Source organism: Brevibacillus sp. IT-7CA2, from assembly GCF_949767855.1.
In the GTDB taxonomy this organism is placed as follows: Bacteria; Bacillota; Bacilli; order Brevibacillales; family Brevibacillaceae; genus Brevibacillus.
Genome location: NZ_CATKQT010000050.1, coordinates 78,497 through 95,595 on the forward strand (window position 1 = coordinate 78,497; position 17,099 = coordinate 95,595).

General features: G+C 41.7%; 18 protein-coding genes. 5 read left to right on the forward strand and 13 right to left on the reverse strand.

Translation table 11 applies throughout. The features are described 5' to 3' along the window. Positions 1-16: 16 nt before the first annotated feature. Positions 17-217 (reverse strand): Spo0E family sporulation regulatory protein-aspartic acid phosphatase, encoded by a 201-nt coding sequence (locus tag ACM6JA_RS23235; RefSeq protein ID WP_414854263.1) that lies wholly within the window; start codon positions 215-217, stop codon positions 17-19. Positions 218-599: 382 nt separating this feature from the next. Continuing rightward, entirely contained in the window at positions 600-1,958 is a 1,359-nt protein-coding gene (locus tag ACM6JA_RS23240) for a helix-turn-helix domain-containing protein (RefSeq protein WP_414854264.1), read from the reverse strand. A 286-nt stretch (positions 1,959-2,244) separates the two neighbouring features. Here ACM6JA_RS23240 and ACM6JA_RS23245 point away from each other — a divergent pair, with 286 nt between their 5' ends. Further along, complete coding sequence (locus tag ACM6JA_RS23245) at positions 2,245-2,400, forward strand: XRE family transcriptional regulator (protein ID WP_414854265.1); 156 nt, start codon at positions 2,245-2,247, stop codon at positions 2,398-2,400. A gap of 71 nt (positions 2,401-2,471) precedes the next feature. On the opposite strand, the gene ACM6JA_RS23250 is transcribed toward ACM6JA_RS23245, so the two are convergent. The 7 genes from ACM6JA_RS23250 to dnaN all read right to left on the reverse strand — a co-directional run bounded on the left by ACM6JA_RS23250 (position 2,472) and on the right by dnaN (position 11,349). Then, positions 2,472-2,786, reverse strand: a complete 315-nt coding sequence (locus ACM6JA_RS23250) for a hypothetical protein (RefSeq protein WP_414854266.1) — start codon at positions 2,784-2,786, stop codon at positions 2,472-2,474. 151 nt (positions 2,787-2,937) lie between these two features. Further along, positions 2,938-4,203, reverse strand: a complete 1,266-nt coding sequence (locus tag ACM6JA_RS23255; RefSeq protein ID WP_414854267.1) for a hypothetical protein — start codon at positions 4,201-4,203, stop codon at positions 2,938-2,940. Positions 4,204-4,336: 133 nt separating this feature from the next. After that, positions 4,337-5,056 (reverse strand): hypothetical protein, encoded by a 720-nt coding sequence (locus tag ACM6JA_RS23260; protein WP_414854268.1) that lies wholly within the window; start codon positions 5,054-5,056, stop codon positions 4,337-4,339. A gap of 89 nt (positions 5,057-5,145) precedes the next feature. Beyond that, positions 5,146-5,616: a hypothetical protein gene (locus ACM6JA_RS23265; protein ID WP_414854269.1), complete on the reverse strand. Its 471-nt coding sequence runs from the start codon at positions 5,614-5,616 to the stop codon at positions 5,146-5,148. A gap of 57 nt (positions 5,617-5,673) precedes the next feature. Next, positions 5,674-8,733, reverse strand: a complete 3,060-nt coding sequence (locus ACM6JA_RS23270; protein ID WP_414854270.1) for a helicase-related protein — start codon at positions 8,731-8,733, stop codon at positions 5,674-5,676. Positions 8,734-8,869: 136 nt separating this feature from the next. Next, the gene (locus ACM6JA_RS23275) at positions 8,870-9,898 is read right to left on the reverse strand and encodes a DUF6094 domain-containing protein (RefSeq protein WP_414854271.1); all 1,029 of its coding nucleotides are present in this window, start codon (positions 9,896-9,898) and stop codon (positions 8,870-8,872) included. A gap of 305 nt (positions 9,899-10,203) precedes the next feature. Beyond that, complete coding sequence (gene dnaN / locus ACM6JA_RS23280) at positions 10,204-11,349, reverse strand: DNA polymerase III subunit beta (protein WP_414854272.1); 1,146 nt, start codon at positions 11,347-11,349, stop codon at positions 10,204-10,206. Between the two features lie 729 nt (positions 11,350-12,078). Here dnaN and ACM6JA_RS23285 point away from each other — a divergent pair. The 4 genes from ACM6JA_RS23285 to ACM6JA_RS23300 all read left to right on the forward strand — a co-directional run bounded on the left by ACM6JA_RS23285 (position 12,079) and on the right by ACM6JA_RS23300 (position 15,155). Continuing rightward, complete coding sequence (locus ACM6JA_RS23285; protein ID WP_414854326.1) at positions 12,079-12,942, forward strand: ATP-dependent DNA ligase; 864 nt, start codon at positions 12,079-12,081, stop codon at positions 12,940-12,942. A 54-nt stretch (positions 12,943-12,996) separates the two neighbouring features. Further along, positions 12,997-13,515: an SOS response-associated peptidase gene (locus ACM6JA_RS23290; RefSeq protein ID WP_414854273.1), complete on the forward strand. Its 519-nt coding sequence runs from the start codon at positions 12,997-12,999 to the stop codon at positions 13,513-13,515. 64 nt (positions 13,516-13,579) lie between these two features. After that, entirely contained in the window at positions 13,580-14,794 is a 1,215-nt protein-coding gene (locus tag ACM6JA_RS23295) for an IS256 family transposase (protein WP_414854274.1), read from the forward strand. A gap of 148 nt (positions 14,795-14,942) precedes the next feature. Then, the gene (locus ACM6JA_RS23300; protein WP_414854275.1) at positions 14,943-15,155 is read left to right on the forward strand and encodes a hypothetical protein; all 213 of its coding nucleotides are present in this window, start codon (positions 14,943-14,945) and stop codon (positions 15,153-15,155) included. Positions 15,156-15,506: 351 nt separating this feature from the next. On the opposite strand, the gene ACM6JA_RS23305 is transcribed toward ACM6JA_RS23300, so the two are convergent. The 4 genes from ACM6JA_RS23305 to ACM6JA_RS23320 form a co-directional block, all read right to left on the reverse strand. Next, positions 15,507-15,866 (reverse strand): hypothetical protein, encoded by a 360-nt coding sequence (locus ACM6JA_RS23305; protein ID WP_414854276.1) that lies wholly within the window; start codon positions 15,864-15,866, stop codon positions 15,507-15,509. Between the two features lie 288 nt (positions 15,867-16,154). After that, complete coding sequence (locus tag ACM6JA_RS23310) at positions 16,155-16,385, reverse strand: hypothetical protein (RefSeq protein ID WP_414854277.1); 231 nt, start codon at positions 16,383-16,385, stop codon at positions 16,155-16,157. A 44-nt stretch (positions 16,386-16,429) separates the two neighbouring features. Next, complete coding sequence (locus ACM6JA_RS23315; RefSeq protein WP_414854278.1) at positions 16,430-16,699, reverse strand: hypothetical protein; 270 nt, start codon at positions 16,697-16,699, stop codon at positions 16,430-16,432. A 106-nt stretch (positions 16,700-16,805) separates the two neighbouring features. Then, entirely contained in the window at positions 16,806-17,054 is a 249-nt protein-coding gene (locus tag ACM6JA_RS23320) for a hypothetical protein (RefSeq protein ID WP_414854279.1), read from the reverse strand. Between the last annotated feature and the right edge of the window lie 45 nt (positions 17,055-17,099).

Sequence of the window (17,099 nt, forward strand, 5' to 3'; positions counted from 1 at the left end):
ACGTTTCATTTCGTATTTATTTTGTTATGGTATGGTATTGAACAATATACTCATCCAACTGCTGGCTCAACTCAACAACCTCTATATGAGCAAACCCTTTATTCTTAACAAGTTCAACTAATTGTCCTCTCGTTTCTTCTATTATTCTTAATAGATCCGCCTCGTTATGCTCTATGTCCAAGCGGAATATGTATTTGCCTCTAGAGGTGTTATCCATATTAAAAATAAGCATTCCTTCTACTGAGTGAATAGAAGATACGTCTGAGTGAATAGAAGATACGTCCTATTCCGAAGAATTCTAATTGAAATACAAAGCAATAACCCATTCTCTCAATAACCTTCCTTTTTATGTATTTAGAGGACATTTTTAACTATACATGCCTCTCCCAAAAACGCGTCTTTGCAAAAATTAGGAAATATAAAAAAGCCAGTACCTTTTAAAGATACTGGCTTTGGTCTTTATACTCTTTAACCGCCTACTCCATGAGTATTCAATTGTACTACTGCTTGGCTTGTCGTACCAGATGGTGTTTGATTACTTGGTATACTGATTAGCAGTCCCAAAACTAGAATAAGGGATAATGATAACTTCTGTAATTTCATTCCGTAAACCTCCCCATAATCTCTTGATAAATGCGTTCATGGTGTTGTGATGCATGATGGCGGTGTGCCCAAAACAAGGCTGCACTACGTTTAAATGCTTGGTGATTCTTCAACTGATCTGCTAAGTTCAAAGAGGTTAAAATTTCTTCAAGAGCTTTGTGAATACGTCCTCTCTTTAACTCATACACGGTTTTATGATACCGGAAATTATAATGTCTGCCAATATTAACCGGTTCTTTAAATTCAAAGAATCGCTCTATTTCTTTAGAATATTGTTCTAAGATATTCTCAATATCAATGTCGTATTTACTGGCTGCTTCCATCATTGTCAACATTCCAGCCGGTATTTCTACTGGGTGATTGGATAAAAACTCCAGATACTCGGGCAAAACCGTAATTTCTCCCATTAGCAAACTATACGTGTACAAATTAGCTTTTGCCCAGATTCTGAACTTCTCGACCTCTTTTAGACCTATATCATCCAAAAGCTGAAACCATCCAAGATCAGAATAGCCTTGAACATACTTTTTTGCTTCCGCGTATTGTCCTTGCATCTGTAGCGCAGCACCTTTTAGAAGAAAACCTTGTCCATAGTACACAACTAAATGACGTTCTGTTTTTAAAGGATCGCATTCCTTTTTACTTTTTCGTTTGCGCAGCTCATCGTCATAAACCCTAATGGCAAGAGAACGTAATTCGTCGGCGTATCTTTCCATTTCACCCCATCTTTGCAACACAAAACACACAGTCGACAACTGGAGTAGCCCGTCTAGTTGGTAATTTTCAGACAACCGATTTCGATAAGCCTTAAACCTTATCACTGCCTCCCAGTTTTCTTCGGCATCCGATCCTTGTGAAGCTCGAAACAAACGATAGTGGCTGATCGCAAAACGCTCTGTATGGCTGTCCTTCTCATTTTCAATGACAAGTTTATAAAAAATCACAGACTCTTTATGCTTCCCTTTTTCAAATAACTGTTCTGCTACAGAAAAAAGAATACTCACATTTTTTCGATCATCCAGCAACTTAGAAACTGTCTGTTGAATACATTCATGCAAGCCTATCTCTGCACAACGGACCAGGTATGGAATCACTCGCGGCCGCGATACTCTTTCATTAACGAAACATTCTTCTGTGTACATTTCATATAACCACCCGTCAGGCTGTCCAAAAGCTTTAGCAAGGGCGTCTAGTTGTTTAATAGTAACAGGTCGATTACCTCTTAACATGTCACTAAGATGTCCATGATTGATTCCCGATAATTTACTCAGCTTACTTAGGGTATAGCCGTTTTGCTTCTGGTTCATTTCTATTTCTGACCGCAACGATCGTTGCAACGTCTCTTGCAGCCTCATAACATAACACTCCCCTATTTTCAAAATAGATCAATTTTTCCCTCTTCTTTCATTCTTGATGGAACTTTTTAATTTTCCTTGTTTAACTGATATCTAGGTTAAGGAGGTTTAATGTAAAAACTTGGAAACGTAATAATAAGTATACTACGTGAATTATAATCAGCCAAGTATCATGGGTGATTGAAAATTAACGAAGTGATTAACATAGTAGTAAACGGACTAAGGAGAGCTTTCCAGCTTGAAACTAAATGAGGCAAGAAAACAAAAGGGATTCTCACAGGAAAAAATGAGCCGGACTATAAACGTATCCTTGAAGCACTACCAAAACATAGAATACGGCATTACGACACCAACCGTCACGATAGCTTTGCACATTTGCGAAATTCTCGAGATCGATCCGAGAGAAGTTGACGAATGGAAAGACAGGCGGCAACCAAACTAAGGGGGGTCAAACAATATTGCGTAGCGACATCAATAAAAAGCCCACATTTGTGGGCTTGGCTTTTTGTTCCCTTACTTTTTTGGTGTAGATGCAGCAGCAGGAGCTGTCTTTTCTCCTTTCTTTTCGACCTTCTTTTCTGGATGTCTTATTGGTCGAGCCATAAATTCAAATACGATGTACCCTATAAAAGCACACAACAGTATACCAAGCTGACTAACGGCTTTTAACAAATACTCATTTGATAGTTGGGTCGCTTGAACAGCAGAAGTATTAGCCCCAAGTTCTACATTAAAGCGGTAACTACTTTGTAATCCACTGAGATCTGAACCTGTTTTAAAAACCACTAATAGCATGACGATACGGAATATCCAGATAAAATAACGCAATGATATCTCTCCCTATAGTTATGATTCTACAAATCTTTTCCCTTTATTTTGGAAGATTAAACGCATCTTAGTTAATGTGGTGATTGCTTACAAATGATCATTACCTTGGTAGAACAAAAAAGCCCACCTTATAAAAAGGCAGGCTTTTGACTTAAAATAAACTCATTTGTTCTGATCCGGTTGGTGTTACAGCCTCCTCTTCAAAGAGTTCAATTTGTAAGGTTGGAACGGTCTGCCCCCCAAGAACACAAATGTCCGTCCGCTTGTCCCACTCATACCAGGAATCAAGCGCGAAATTGATTTGATAAATGCGCATATCATCAGTGGTTTCTAGTAGTTCCCGAATCGGACTTTCAATATAATTCATGAGACTGGGGATACAATATGCCTTCCCTTTCCAAACAATCTTTACATCCCTTTTCATTGAACGAGGATTTTCCTGCATTTTATTTATGACTTGCTTTTTTAACCAGGTGGGAAGGTCGGACAGCAAGATCCTTTTTTTCCCCTCCCTCTTTCGGTAGTACTCGATGACCTTTTCTGGATTTGCAAAGTACCAGTCAACGTATTTAGATTCAACCTGACCATACGTAGTGAATCCCTTACTGTCATACGAATCTGAAGGGAATTGCTGGGAGAATCTTTTTAATGCGTTCATCCACCCATCCATAGAATCAGCGTGAGTGCGTTGAACCCACTTCATCTGGAGTTTTTCTACATTCAGCTTATTGCTATATCCGATAACAAATGTTGCATGATGGCTTCTCACTTTTTCGAAATGGAATTTCCCTTCGGAATATGCCCCTCCTTGCCGAAGCCGAAAAGGTTGGCCATGTTGTACAACAATGATGCTTCCATCCAAAAGAATATCCCCTGTTTTCAGAGTTTGATGGGTGACAAACTGTTTGGCGGTTAAGGTAAAGCGACGAAAGCGCTCTAGAAGAACCACTACTCTATCCAGTCCGTTAAAACCAAATGGGATAGGGGCATAGTACCACGTTTTTTTGTATTCCTTATGTGCTTTTTGGTAAAAGGCATTGGCAAATAGTCGCAACAAAGCACGATTAAGTCGTTCATCTACTTCAGTGCCAATTAACTTTTCAAATATTTTACAATCTTTTTCTAGACTTGGAACCAGCTCATGTACACGTTCATGAGTGACCCTATGATAAAGGTGCAATCCATCCATCAGCGAAACAGGTTCCATGTTCTCGTATTTATCAAAGAAGCGTTGAATACGTTCTTCTTGCGTTAACTTTCTCCCATAAGATTTCATTTCATTTTGGGCAATTTCTTCTTTTTCTTGATCAAATTCTTCTTCATCATCCCATTCATCGTTTTCATCCATCATATCCTCAATATCATCCCAATTATCTTCTGTGTCCCAATCGACTATTTCCTCGAACCGATTTCTCATGGGATACTCCTCCTTGAATGAATGACTTTTGTACTTGAATTTTCGAGATCCCTCGATAAAAAAGAAGCACCCCTGTAATTGATAGGGCGCTTCTCTCTTTAAATTTGCTGCTCTCAATAGTGTTTACTTGTTTCTAAAATAAAGCTAATTGGCCTAATCCATTATCTATCACCTGGACTCCACCGTATTCAATCACCTCAGTTACTACCTTTTTGCATTTGTCTTCGCGGAAACACTCTCCTTGACCGTAGTATAGAAAGCGTCCATAGGAGTCATAGGCAATTCGTTCAACAGTGATAATCCTTGAATTGCAAGCCACTCTGTCCCCCAGACAGATATAGGTAGTCTTTGATTCTTCAAATAACAGCTGGGCTTTTTCTTGATCGAGAAAGCGTAGAAGAAATACAGAGTGACATTCGTATTTGCTTCCATTTGGATGCAAGAGAGTAAGTTTTTTTATTGTTTCTCCAGTTGCCTCAATTTGAATGATTTTGGCTATGCAGCGTCGAGTCTGGAAATCATCCCAAACAAACTCTCCTACAGCTAATTGGTCATCATAGTCTGAAGAGGTCGACATGACCTCTAAATCTTGTGGCCACTGAGCACCTGAAATATATCCATCCTTGTGGTCTGCCCCATAAGGCATGGCGCAATACACAATAGCAGACTGCTCAGATGCCCCTATTGAAGCGACAATGCCTATCTCACTCTCATTACGCCATGGTTTTTTTCTTTTTACGACCATTCCTGGATGAAAGTTATTGATCAACTCTTTTGACAGAGCATGACGCATTTTCGAAGTCAAAATCTCAGAGGTGCTCATTTCTATATCATCATTGAATAGGTTTGCCAAATGGATACTCCCCTTTCAAATATAAAAATGAAGATAGGCAGCTTGAAGCCACCTATCTCTTGGTTATAATCTATCAGCGCAGCAGATCCTTAAAATGTACCGACCTTTCCTAGGAACCGCTCTGGAATCACCTGTAGATTAACTATTTGGGAATAGATTTCAAACTCAATGTGTTCCAAATCATTTAGTGTCAAGCTTGAAATATCATACTCCTCGCAATATTCAACGGCAGGAACGATAGAAAGATCAAAGAAAAATTGTTGGCCATCTTCAGGAAAATCTCCACCCTTTACCGCGACAGTGATTCTATCACCGTTTTTGGTGAAGCCCACAATATCATTGGTGTATTCGTGATCAGCAATCAGTTCGTAATAGACACCATCGACCATTTGGGAGACAGGGAGACTCCGGTCTGCAAACTCTTTTTCCAGAACTTCTATGCATTCACCATCGAAGTATCGATTAGCATACTCCATGGCTTGCTGTTCGGTACTAGCCTCGACGTGTCTTGTATTAATTCCTCCGTCGCAGTACTTCATCCTTACCTTGTATCCTGCCATTCTAGCCACGCTCCTTATCATTTTTTGAACTAGGGAATATCCCATCGTTGGAGTCATCTACGTACCGAAATCAAAGATTAATTGGCCATTAGCTACCTTTTTTCGTTGAGTAGGCATTAATTCGATTACTTGAATGTTGTAAAGGTCAAAGAGATCAATCTGACCGACGGATTGATTCAAAAGCTTATTGCGCTTTTTCTCTTTAGCAACATGAATATCAATGACCTCTGCTTTCACTGGTTGTTCTATAACGACATCATCTAGGGGTTCATCTTCCATAGGAGGAAGCCCACATAGACGACGTGTTTCATTTGCCAAGGCCTTCATCCGTTGTGAAAGAACTGTTTTGAAATCAGCTTCACTTACTGTCTCTACTCCCTCAATATCCTTTGCAGCCAGTTTTGTCCAGGCTTCTGCAACATCTGATCCAGCAAAACAATTGGCTAAATCACTAGCCAACGCAGATTGAGAGTCACGAGAGTATTGAGCGAGACTTGATTTATCAAGCCGCCCTTCTACCATCATGGCATGTCCTCTGGCTGACATGATTTTTAGGAATTGTGCCATCTGTTGTGATCCATTGTAGACAAGGTAATACACACGACACTCTTTCTCTTGGCCGATTCTCCACCCTCGCCGACTTGCTTGGCGTACAGATGAGACTTCGTAGTTAAGTTGATTGTAAATAATGGTTGGCCACGGTAGGAGATCAAGGCCGACCTCCACCATTTTCAGATTGCAGATAATCACCTTTTCTCCCTTTTCGGCATACTCATCAATCCGCTCTTGTCGCTTATCGGGACTAGGCTCATCCAGGATTACGGAGTCTATACCATGTGCTTTCAGAACGAATTGTGTGCGCTCGTTCATTTGGTAGGCACCGGTGTAGTTGTTGTAAATCACACAACCACGTCCCTCATCTAGTTCCTGTTGAACGATCATCACCAATTCACGTTCTTTGGCATGATAGTAATCCTCTGCAAATGCTGGTGCCTCCAATTTGGTCCCCTGTTCATCCCCTGAGCAAGCGCCAAATTCCACATACGCTCCCAAATGCGGAGCATCTGCATAGTTGATGGTTGCAGGGATAAACTTCGACCAAGCACCTTTCAGACCCAAGGTAGAACGGAATTTACATTCTCGCTGTAGGTTAGAGTGGAACACTTGGTATTCGTGTCCATGTTCGGAATCCATTGTGATAAATATGGGAAGTTCCTTCAGTTCAACCAAAGGTAAGCCCATGTCGGGTAACTCCAGGAATCCAGCTTTGTGCAACAGGAATTGTGCAGTTAATTGTGGAGCGATCCCGGGTTCTTCTGTCGGCTGCTGCTGAACACGTTTTTGACGTGTCACCCAACCGTCATTAACATCCTTAATCGTTACAACTTCTTTGAGTTTGCCGTAGCGTCCAGCCCATTGGACCATACCTGTATTTCGGTCAAATCCTTGGGCAAGAAGTGCTTTCGAGTCTGTCCGCCATAAAATCTCTTTGATTGAGGTCGATTTTCCATTCACCAAGGTTCCTGTGAGAAGAAGATTCTTCTTAGCAGCTCCCACCAGTTGATGGAGAGCATCACCACGACCACTACCGTCTGCCTTGCATTGATGAACCTCATCAACAATCAGCAAATCAAAGAATTTTTTGGCCTTTTTCAGTACTCGAGAAATATTTGCCCTCGCTTTGTTACGAGTTTCTCCTCGATTTTTATTAGCTGGTCTCCACAGCTTTGCTGAGCAGTCTTCGTGCGTACATTCAATAACTCGTTGGCTTCTTCTCCATTTGACAGCATATCCTTTGGGTAGACCATTGGGCTGGAGGGTATGAGTCTGCATGGCTTTATGTATTTCTAACACCGATGGGGGAAAGCCATCGGCGCACTCCTGCCATCCGAACTGAACCACTTCATCCAACTCTTTATCGAATCTCTCTAATGGACGAGAACAATCTGGACAATGCCACGCGTGTTCAAACTTCCGGTTCTTTATACGTTTCCAAACCCCAGCGAAATATGGTTCAGATCCGAGTTTTGCGCGGTCAATCGAAACGAGCCAAAACTCTAAACCAGATGGCTTGTATCCATCACGAATTTTCCTTAGCAGGCGAAGGGCATCTTCCCCGCTTTGGATGATCTCCGTTTTGGCTTTGACTGTTCCGCCGATCTCTTTCTTTGCCCATTTTGGAATGGTGATACCAGGTGCAGAAAGAAGAACGGCAGTTCCACGCTTTGCTCCATTGTGCTTACGGGTTTCATGAAGTACGTGAGCAACTCCCACTGCCTGTATGCTTTTGCCCGTCCCCATGTCCGAACACGTAAACACACTATTTTCATGCTTCAAGGTATTGAATAAACCTTGGATCATGTGTGCTTGTGCAGGGAATGGGGTCCGCTTCATTGTGGCAATAAAAGGACTTAACGGTTTTTCAGGAGAGTGGCGCGGTTGTTTTTCATTGAGCTTTTCTGCAAGGATCGAAGCGTTAGCTCGAAGGTACTCTTGCATGTTCATACCTGGTTGATACACTCCGTTAACAAAGGACTCCGGAATTTGTAGGTATCCAAACTTAATAGATTCGCTCACAAGATTCTTCATTTCATCCTCGTTAACAGTGAGCTTCTTCACAACGAGTGAATCCCACACGGAGAACGTTGGATTTCGAATAATCTGTAAGGATTCCACATGGTTTCTGAGCAGAAACTCAAAATGTTGGAGCCACTCTCGTGGCATCCCAAAACGAGCTACTACATGTTCACCAATTGCCTTTTGAAAGTCACCATCTGGAGCAAATATATAGGCTACATCGGAATTCTTAGATTCCTCCAGTCCGTTCATGGTTGCCCTGGCATTTAAGACCATACCATGTGTAACATCACCTAAACCGATTGGACGCTCCATACGACGATACTTGTCTTGCAACACCCTCGAATATTGACCGTTAGATTCAACTTGAACGTCTCTACCTTCACAAAAACCGGCAGAAATAGCACGTACAGAAGTTTCTAATCCAATGTAGGAAGCCGCAATTAAATTCTTCTGGCTTCTTGCTATATCATGGTCAATGACTGCAAAGTGAAAGACAGCATCGAAGTAGCGCTCTGTAGTAGAAAGTGAAATTTTCATTTGGTCGCCCTGAAGCAGGATACTCAGGGCTTGGATAGCCCCGAGTAGAAACCATACTCAGGGTTACCCCCCTTCCGAATATTAAGTGTAAGAAAGTTTGTTAGATAATCTAAACATGATCAGTGTTTATCTTGCTTTATTCCAAATCAAACACACCATCCTTGGTAAACACACGAACGATTGACTTGTGATGTTTAACAGTCACTTCCCCTGATACTCTTCCTTCGTCATCGGTCTTATCGGATGTTTCATATACCGGTTTGGTCACACCTACCAGCAAATGATTTCCCATATTTCCGCCAACTGCACCTGCTGCTATCGCAATCGCATAATGGGTTGGTTTAAGTGGGAGCAAAGGGTTCTTTAACTCTGCATTCCTGGATTGAGAAGGCATGAATAACTCTGTCATGGACTGAAAGACGGGTGAAGTCATAATGTCCTGTGCTAATTCCTCCATTTGTAATTTTCCAGCCCGAAACAATCGAATTGGCTCAGGTGAAGTCGGAACAACGAATGTTATGCCATCTTCTTCTTCAAGGCTAGGCAGTGCTTCTGGTCCCAGCTTGGCTATGTTACGAAGATATTTGGCGGTATCTCTTCGCTCGTCCGGATCTGGTCGCTGAAAGTTCCCGAATAACACAACTTGTTTATAGGTTGGATAGTTTTCATCGGTAAAGCGATAGACCCTTACATTCGTAAACCGGGAGGCAATCAAGAGTGACGCATCATCCAGCACATATTGAGGTACACAAAACATTAAAAGAGCACCCTTCATAAGGACATTTGTTGTCTGATTGGTTAGCCTACGCAAAAAGGAGGTTTCCACGCGTTCGGCAAAGCCAAAGTCATAGGGAGGATTTAGATAGAGAGCTGAGAACTTGTCTTCGGTACGCACATTCTCGTATCCGTCCTGTAGGACGTGATCGAGGATCTGCCCGGCCTCTACAGCACGTTCTTTCTCTAATTCCACACCATATGTGATAGCTTTACATTCTGGTTTAAGCGCATCAGCAAGAATACGAAGCGCTACTCCCTTTCCGCAGCAAGGGTCATAGAGGTTAATCTCTCCAGCCCCCTCTACGCGCAGCCTGGCAGCCACCAAGTGCATTTCATTTACAGGGGTGGCATAGAACCCACCTTTACTTTCTGACGCAATACGAGCCATTCTGACGCCCTGTGCAAGCCGATCAATAAGGAGGGGTATCCCCTCCTACAAATAATTGCTTGCAGAAGGGCTCCCTCCCTTCGATTGGATAATAAAAAAAGGTACACCTTTACGATGTACCTTCTTGATTTGACACCCTGCTTTCATCTAAACAGGACGATTCTCTGGTTTTCATTATGAAAATATAACGAGTGTCCCCCAAAAGCTCACCCCAACATGAACTTTCCACTACGTTTTGGCTTTCACAAAGGAAAACCAGCGTTGTGAATTCATGTTTAGGAAGACAGGGTATTTACGATCAGTAATCAATCGATTAACCGTACTGGTAATATGAGATCCAATACACATTCATCCCCTTTTGGGCGGAAGACAAAAGGTGTAACAGAACTATTGCCATATACCACTACATCTTTGCAGGAGAGCTGCTTAAAGCAGTCAAGGAGGTATTTGGTACTTATCGCGAACTTAAATGACTCTCCTTGCATATCTCCCAAAAATACCTGTTCTTTTGCCTTCCCAACTTCGGTACCAGTTGCACTGATAAGTAGCGAGGGTATACCCTCTATTGCGAGTTGAAATCGGCAGCACTTCATATTTGATTCTTGGGCGACGATATTTACCCGCTCCAACGCCCCTACTATTTCCTCACGATTCACATCAAATGTAGTCTTAAAATCTTGAGGAATGATTCGGTTTAGGTCAGGGTAGGTTCCCTCGATCAATCGAGTAGAGAATGTCACCTTTTCTGTGATGAGACGAAACTCTCTCTCGTTGAACTGAATGGTGACTTTTTCTTTCTCTTCTTTCAGCAAGGAAATGATCTCTTTGGTTGACTGGGCTGGAACAAGGATATTCTTGAATGGATCAAATTCCTCTTCCAACGTTACATCAACTTTGCTCAAACGATGAGCATCGGTAGCAACAAAAGATAGCGTGTTGCCTTCTCCTGACAAGTGAACAGCATGTAAAGTAGGACGAAGGTTGTCTGTGGAAGCAGCGAAACCTGTTCCAAACCCCTTTGCCAATTTCATTGGCTCGATCTCTAACGAAATGTCAAAAGGAGTTGATCCACGAAGTGGATAATCCTCGACAGGCATCGTTTTGAGTTCGAATGAGCTTTTGTTTGCTTTCAGGATGATATCTGTATCTGACAGGTGAATCGTAAACTCACCTTTAGGAAGTCGCTTCACGATGTCAGAAAACATCCGTCCTGGAACAACAAACGCAACCGGTTCAATCGCCATGCCCAACCCTTTCTCAACAACGCGAATCAGTGTTTTATCATCTGATCCGGTGATGGTGATACACTCTGCATCGGCTTCTACATGAATACCAGTCAAAATTGGTACCGTAGTATTTTTTGCCACTGCTGGCATCGCCTTTGACAAGGCATTCGCGAAGCCCAGGGCATCTTTAATGGAGATTTCCTTCTTTACCATTGTCGTAGTCATGAGATGACCTCCATATTTTTTAATTTGCAAAATAAAAAGCCCATTTCATGTGAGAAATACGTGAAATGGGCTTTTATAGAGAACAAGGTATAAACCTTGTTTCTTATCAATATGAGATTAATACTGGACTCAATAGGAGAGACCGTTTGATTCAGGGCATACTTCACCCTTCCCTTTTGAGAGGTCTTTCGATTCCTCTAACCTTGCTTTGGCCTGCAATCCAAAAGTTTAGGTCGCTTAGAGTCACTTTCGCTCCTCCATTACCGGCGTTTCCGCTACGGTGTCCCAGCATATCCTGCTCACTTTTGTGGGGATTTCAAGGGAACTTAAAAACTTCGCTTTCGCTAGTTATGGCCGACCTTTCGGTGACGGACTGTCCAATCTATCCTGCTCGCAATACTAACGGGATCACGGGGATTTTTGGATCTTAAAACGCTGTATTGTCCCTACAACGGATGGCGGTCACTCCCTGAGTGATGGCGCAGCCTTATTGATCTTTTTTCACCTTCTATTGCAGAATGAACGGTGTACCAATAAGGACTTAAAATATATCCATATTATACAAAAGAACTTTAGAATCAACAACATGAATTGTGGACATTAATTATTCATTCCATAATTGGTGTTTTTTGTTGTTCTTAATCTGAATATAAGATGGCTCGTGTTGATACCATATGTTCCCTCACAAATTTGATAAATCAGTTGATAAAATGGGTAGTGGTGAAGAAAATGTTTATAGAACCCATGCTACTTCAACAAAAAGAGCAGCCTTATTACGATACTAATGTTATTTGGGAGCCGAAGGCAGATGGCCATCGCTTGATTTATAGTCGGATTAATGGAGAGTTGAAATATTACACCAGGCACCATAATGAGATAACAGGACGATATCCGGAAATTCACGATTTGCCAGTTGATGGAGATGTCATATTGGATGGTGAGATTGTCTGCATTAATCCAGAAACTGGGGCCATAGATTTTGAATTGATCAGCAGTCGCTTTCAAACAAAAACACCAAAGAAAATCGTTGCAGCAATGCAACGCCTACCGGTGTTCTTCGTCGTTTTCGATATTCTTTACTATAAAGGTCAAGACTTAAGGAATTTGCCTTTGATGGCTAGAAAAGAGATACTGCTTTCTGTTATTCCTGATACAATGCACATCACTAAAACGCCCTTTGTAGAAGCTGATGGCATTACCCTCTTTGATTCTATTAAGAATAGAAATGGAGAAGGATGCGTAAGCAAAAAGAAAGACAGTATTTACGTAGGAAAACGATCAGCTGATTGGGTGAAGGTAATCAACTATCAGTATGCCAAAGTATTCCTGAGTGGCTATAAAAAAGAGGGATTCGGGTGGCTGGCCTCAATAGAGGAAAAGGGAAAGATGCGTTCAGTTGGTACTATCGAATTAGGGGTGCCGCCGAAATGTAAAAAGGCATTTTATAGCGTCTCCAAAACGATTATTACTGGTGAGGATCGTAACTTCGTTTTCTTGCAACCAGCTATTAAGGCAACTGTGAAGTTTCGAAACTGGACAAAGAGTGGTATGCTGCGATCCCCAGTGTTTGTTGATTTTGATTTGTCCGCATAGAGATCTGGTTGACAGTATGTTCAATAGGCTATGATGATGTTAAGAGGTGATAGGATGTGCGGACGATTTACATTAATGACAAATTTGGAGAAATGGAGTGAACGGTTTCAAATCGAAGTTATTCCTTTTGATTGGCCATCAAGGTACAATATTGCCCCGAGCCAGATGGTTGCAGCTGTCATTTCCGATCATGGGCAGCGCCGTCTTGGACAATTAAGATGGGGATTGGTGCCATCCTGGGCAAGGGACGAGAAAATTGGTAACAAAATTATAAATGCCCGCGCTGAGACGCTGACAGAAAAGCCAGCCTTTAAAAATCTTTTTGCACGAAAGCGTTGTATCATTTTAGCAGACGGTTTTTACGAATGGCAGAAGATTGGCAAGGGAAGACGACCCATGCGTATCGTGATGAAGACAGGCGAGCCGTTCGCATTTGCTGGTCTGTTTGATACATGGACAAGCCCATCTGGAGATAAGCTGCATACTTGTACGATCGTCACAACTAAGCCAAACGATGTAGTTGCTGATATACATGATCGTATGCCAGTTATCTTACACCAAGAGAGTCTGTAAAATATTCTGTGTAAACTCTCAATCTCTAAACTACAATTAGTCTTAGAAAGGTTGGGAGATTTTTATGATGTCAAAAGAGCAGATCAAGCAGTGGATCAAGGAGAAAAACATGAAGTCTGTGGACGACGTTCAGTCAGCCTTGAAGGATTTGTTTGCTGAAACGATCCAAGAAATGCTCGAAGCTGAGCTGGAGTCCTCACTTGGATATGCCAAGCATGACATGAAAAACAAGCGAACAACCAATAGCCGCAACGGTTATAGCAAAAAAACGGTTCGCTCCGAGTATGGCGAAGTCGATATTCACATTCCTCGTGACCGTGAGGGAGAATTTGAGCCTGCCATTGTAAAGAAGCATCAGTCCAATGTAACAGGGATCGAAGATCAAATCCTCGCGCTGTATGCAAAAGGCGTATCCACACGTGATATTCAAGATCATCTACAGCAGCTCTACGGCATCGAAGTCTCACCAACACTCATTTCTAATGTCACGAACAAAATCGTTCCACTGATTAAAGAGTGGCAAAATCGCCCCTTGCAATCGGTATATGCTGTTGTTTTCTTAGACGCTATTCACTTTAAAGTAAAACAGGACGGGGCTATCGTCAACAAGGCTGCCTATATGGTCATTGGCATTGACCTTGACGGTCATAAAGATGTCCTTGGTATCTGGGTTGGCGAGAATGAATCAGCTAAATTCTGGCTACATGTACTCAATGAACTGAAAAACCGTGGAGTCCAGGATATTCTCATTACTAGCGTCGATAACCTCCGAGGCTTTACGGAGGCCATTTCAGCATGTTATCCAAAGACAGAGATTCAGAAGTGTGTCATCCATCAAATACGTAACTCTATTAAATATGTTTCCTATAAGGATTTAAAGAGAGTGACAGCTGAATTAAAGCCTATTTACAAGGCTCCAACGGAGCAAGCTGCACTGGAAGAACTCGATCAGTTTGAGCAAACTTGGGGGAGTAAATATCCCTTAATGGTACGCTCCTGGCGTTCCAACTGGGAGGAGATTGCGACCTTCTTTAAATATCCTCCAGAGATTCGAAAGCTGATCTATACAACTAATGTTATTGAAAGTTACCATCGTCAACTTCGAAAAGTAACGAAGGGAAAAGCTATATTTCCGACAGACGATGCCCTTCTAAAGATGTTATATCTCGTAACCATGGATGTCTTACGAAAATGGACGGGAAGGGTCCACAATTGGGGACAGATTCTCATGCAGCTATCTGTTTTCTTTGAGGATCGCGTACGGCAACACATCCGTTAACAAGTAAAAGAAAGGCTTCATCCCCGAAGGGATTGTCTTTTTCTACACCCACGTGTCAAGGGTTCGCTTCGCCTTACGCCCTTGACCCTGTTGGCTTCGAAAAAGATGTCCTAATTAGGGGGATGAAACCTTTTCATAAATCGGTTGATTGAGTTTACACAAAAATCTTGACAGACCCCACCAAGAAGATGAAGCTATTTGGCTTAACCGTGAGCAGAACGATGCAGATTTGTTGCAATCTCTTCTTGTTCCGTTTGATTCAAACCTGATGCGTGCTTACCCAGTTTCTACAATGGTGGGAAGTCCACGTAATGATGTACCTGAATGTATCAAAGAAATAGCAAACCCGTCACTATTTTAGAGACGGGTTTTATTTATTTCCTATCCATGTAGGCAGCCTATTCATAATTATGTTTTATCAGTTCCGCCAACTGATCTGTGGTGATGTTAGTGTATGATGTCACGTCTTTAATGGACAACTGACCGTTTCTTACTCCTTCTACAATAGCTTGAATCCGTCGGGCTCTGATTGCTTCTCGATCCATTCCAACTAGTCGTTCGATTTTCCGTTGGTGTTCCTGTAGCATATTGGCAACCCCTTGCTATTGTTAAATGCCCTCTTTCAGAAGCATTTCTATATCTTATTCCCATGACTTGTCTAGCAGATATTCATCAACTCGTCCTTTCTTCTCAAAATGAGCAGTTTGTTCAGTTATGGAAGTCGCCACCACGCAATTCTCATCTTGTACTGTTTCTTGTCAAGCAACTTGTTTAATTCCGGCAAATCTTCATCTACCAAACCGAAATGTATCACTTTATCCAGCATCTGATCAATTTGCTCGGCCATAGAGAAAGAACTTTGTGAAATTCTATTTTCCTCGTGAATAACAAGAGTGTTCTTCGTGAATTCAAAACGCTTCATCTGTTCTTTAGCAAGCACACCTTCAGCCGTTATTACTTCGTCATAAAGAAGCCTTTTTTTTTGCATGAGAAAATCAATCACATACTTACGTTGATCCCACTTCATCTGTGTACTTATCACTGGCACATATCTGTTTTTCTTAAAAAACATAGTCGTTCCCCCCTTTCCTCGTTAACATGAATACCGTGTCGATCAGCCCGTTGCTATTCTCAAAATGATTTGTACTCTCCCTTAGGATCAATTACCGTTATTATGGGTTCAACTTGAATCATTGCTAGACCACAATGCTTGGGCCATCCAAAAATACCTTTGTTCTCTACATTGAATTCCAAAATTTCTTTGCATTGTGGACACCCTACCTTAATATTCATATATAACTATTTCCTCCTAGTTTTCTTTATCGAGCAATGTGTACCAGGTACACAGTAACAAAAAATATTAAATCTCCATTTTCGTAACGACCCTTTTTCTATCTCTAGTGAAAATGGTCACTGTTCGGTCCGATTCCTCAAAATCAAGGTTCAGAGCCATACAAGCTCCTGTCAATTGTCCCTGAGCGATAGAGTAGGAAGAGCTGTTCTCTCTGTTCCAGATTTTGTTCTTCTCTTTCTCAATCAGGTAGTTCTGGGCTAATCCATTAAGTAGATCCTGCCTACTCATACGAGTCATAGCCTCACCCCTTCGCCGTTCATCACAGTACACAGTATGTAAAACTATAGATTCTCTTTTAGCCATTTAAGCGCACAAGAATTGACGTTTTGAAACTCATACATTCCAGAACGGTAAACGAATTGCATCAACTGTGTAGTCGTGGAGTATTCTAACTCTTCTTTATCCACCAATACATGCAGAAACACTTCACCTACCCAAGCTGTATCTAATCTCCAATTGTAATTATCGACTTGCCACTCACGCAGCGTTTCCTTTACGAAATCAGCAAATTCATCCGATGTTGCATTTTTCACTTGTTCAAAGTCGATCATCTTTTCAAATCCCTCCAAGCTACTTTTACTTATTGAGCATTCTGCATCCCGTCGGGTTCACACCCGTGGGCACACCTGGAACCACGAGAACTACAGTGTTAGCTTGCTAACGCAAATCCTTTTTGAATACAAGAACGGCCTTACCTAACTCTGAATGAACATTGTAAAATTCCTCCCAAGCCCTTGAAACAGCATAAACTGTACCCCTTTGTAAAATCCCATCTTTCTCAAAAGAAATGGTGTCGCCTTTTCTAATGTTTTTTACAGTTTCATTACCTTTTGACTCTTTTGTAATATGTGGAAAGGTAAGATGAGCTTCGTCTATCATTATCGTCTTCCCCTCGTTCTTATTCATGTGTTCATCCCTCTCCATTTATTTTGGTTATCACAGTACATATTA

Bases quoted from the DNA above. Each gene is read 5' to 3' on its own strand.
- ACM6JA_RS23315 (WP_414854278.1), bottom strand. From the start codon at position 16,699: ATGATCGACTTTGAACAAGTGAAAAATGCAACATCGGATGAATTTGCT.
- ACM6JA_RS23265 (WP_414854269.1), bottom strand. From the start codon at position 5,616: ATGGCAGGATACAAGGTAAGGATGAAGTACTGCGACGGAGGAATTAAT.
- ACM6JA_RS23285 (WP_414854326.1), top strand. From the start codon at position 12,079: ATGTTTATAGAACCCATGCTACTTCAACAAAAAGAGCAGCCTTATTAC.
- ACM6JA_RS23275 (WP_414854271.1), bottom strand. From the start codon at position 9,898: ATGGCTCGTATTGCGTCAGAAAGTAAAGGTGGGTTCTATGCCACCCCT.
- ACM6JA_RS23290 (WP_414854273.1), top strand. From the start codon at position 12,997: ATGTGCGGACGATTTACATTAATGACAAATTTGGAGAAATGGAGTGAA.
- ACM6JA_RS23240 (WP_414854264.1), bottom strand. From the start codon at position 1,958: ATGAGGCTGCAAGAGACGTTGCAACGATCGTTGCGGTCAGAAATAGAA.
- ACM6JA_RS23270 (WP_414854270.1), bottom strand. From the start codon at position 8,733: ATGAAAATTTCACTTTCTACTACAGAGCGCTACTTCGATGCTGTCTTT.
- ACM6JA_RS23245 (WP_414854265.1), top strand. From the start codon at position 2,245: ATGAGCCGGACTATAAACGTATCCTTGAAGCACTACCAAAACATAGAA.
- ACM6JA_RS23255 (WP_414854267.1), bottom strand. From the start codon at position 4,203: ATGAGAAATCGGTTCGAGGAAATAGTCGATTGGGACACAGAAGATAAT.
- ACM6JA_RS23320 (WP_414854279.1), bottom strand. From the start codon at position 17,054: ATGAATAAGAACGAGGGGAAGACGATAATGATAGACGAAGCTCATCTT.
- dnaN (WP_414854272.1), bottom strand. From the start codon at position 11,349: ATGACTACGACAATGGTAAAGAAGGAAATCTCCATTAAAGATGCCCTG.
- ACM6JA_RS23310 (WP_414854277.1), bottom strand. From the start codon at position 16,385: ATGACTCGTATGAGTAGGCAGGATCTACTTAATGGATTAGCCCAGAAC.
- ACM6JA_RS23295 (WP_414854274.1), top strand. From the start codon at position 13,580: ATGATGTCAAAAGAGCAGATCAAGCAGTGGATCAAGGAGAAAAACATG.
- ACM6JA_RS23235 (WP_414854263.1), bottom strand. From the start codon at position 217: ATGGATAACACCTCTAGAGGCAAATACATATTCCGCTTGGACATAGAG.
- ACM6JA_RS23305 (WP_414854276.1), bottom strand. From the start codon at position 15,866: ATGTTTTTTAAGAAAAACAGATATGTGCCAGTGATAAGTACACAGATG.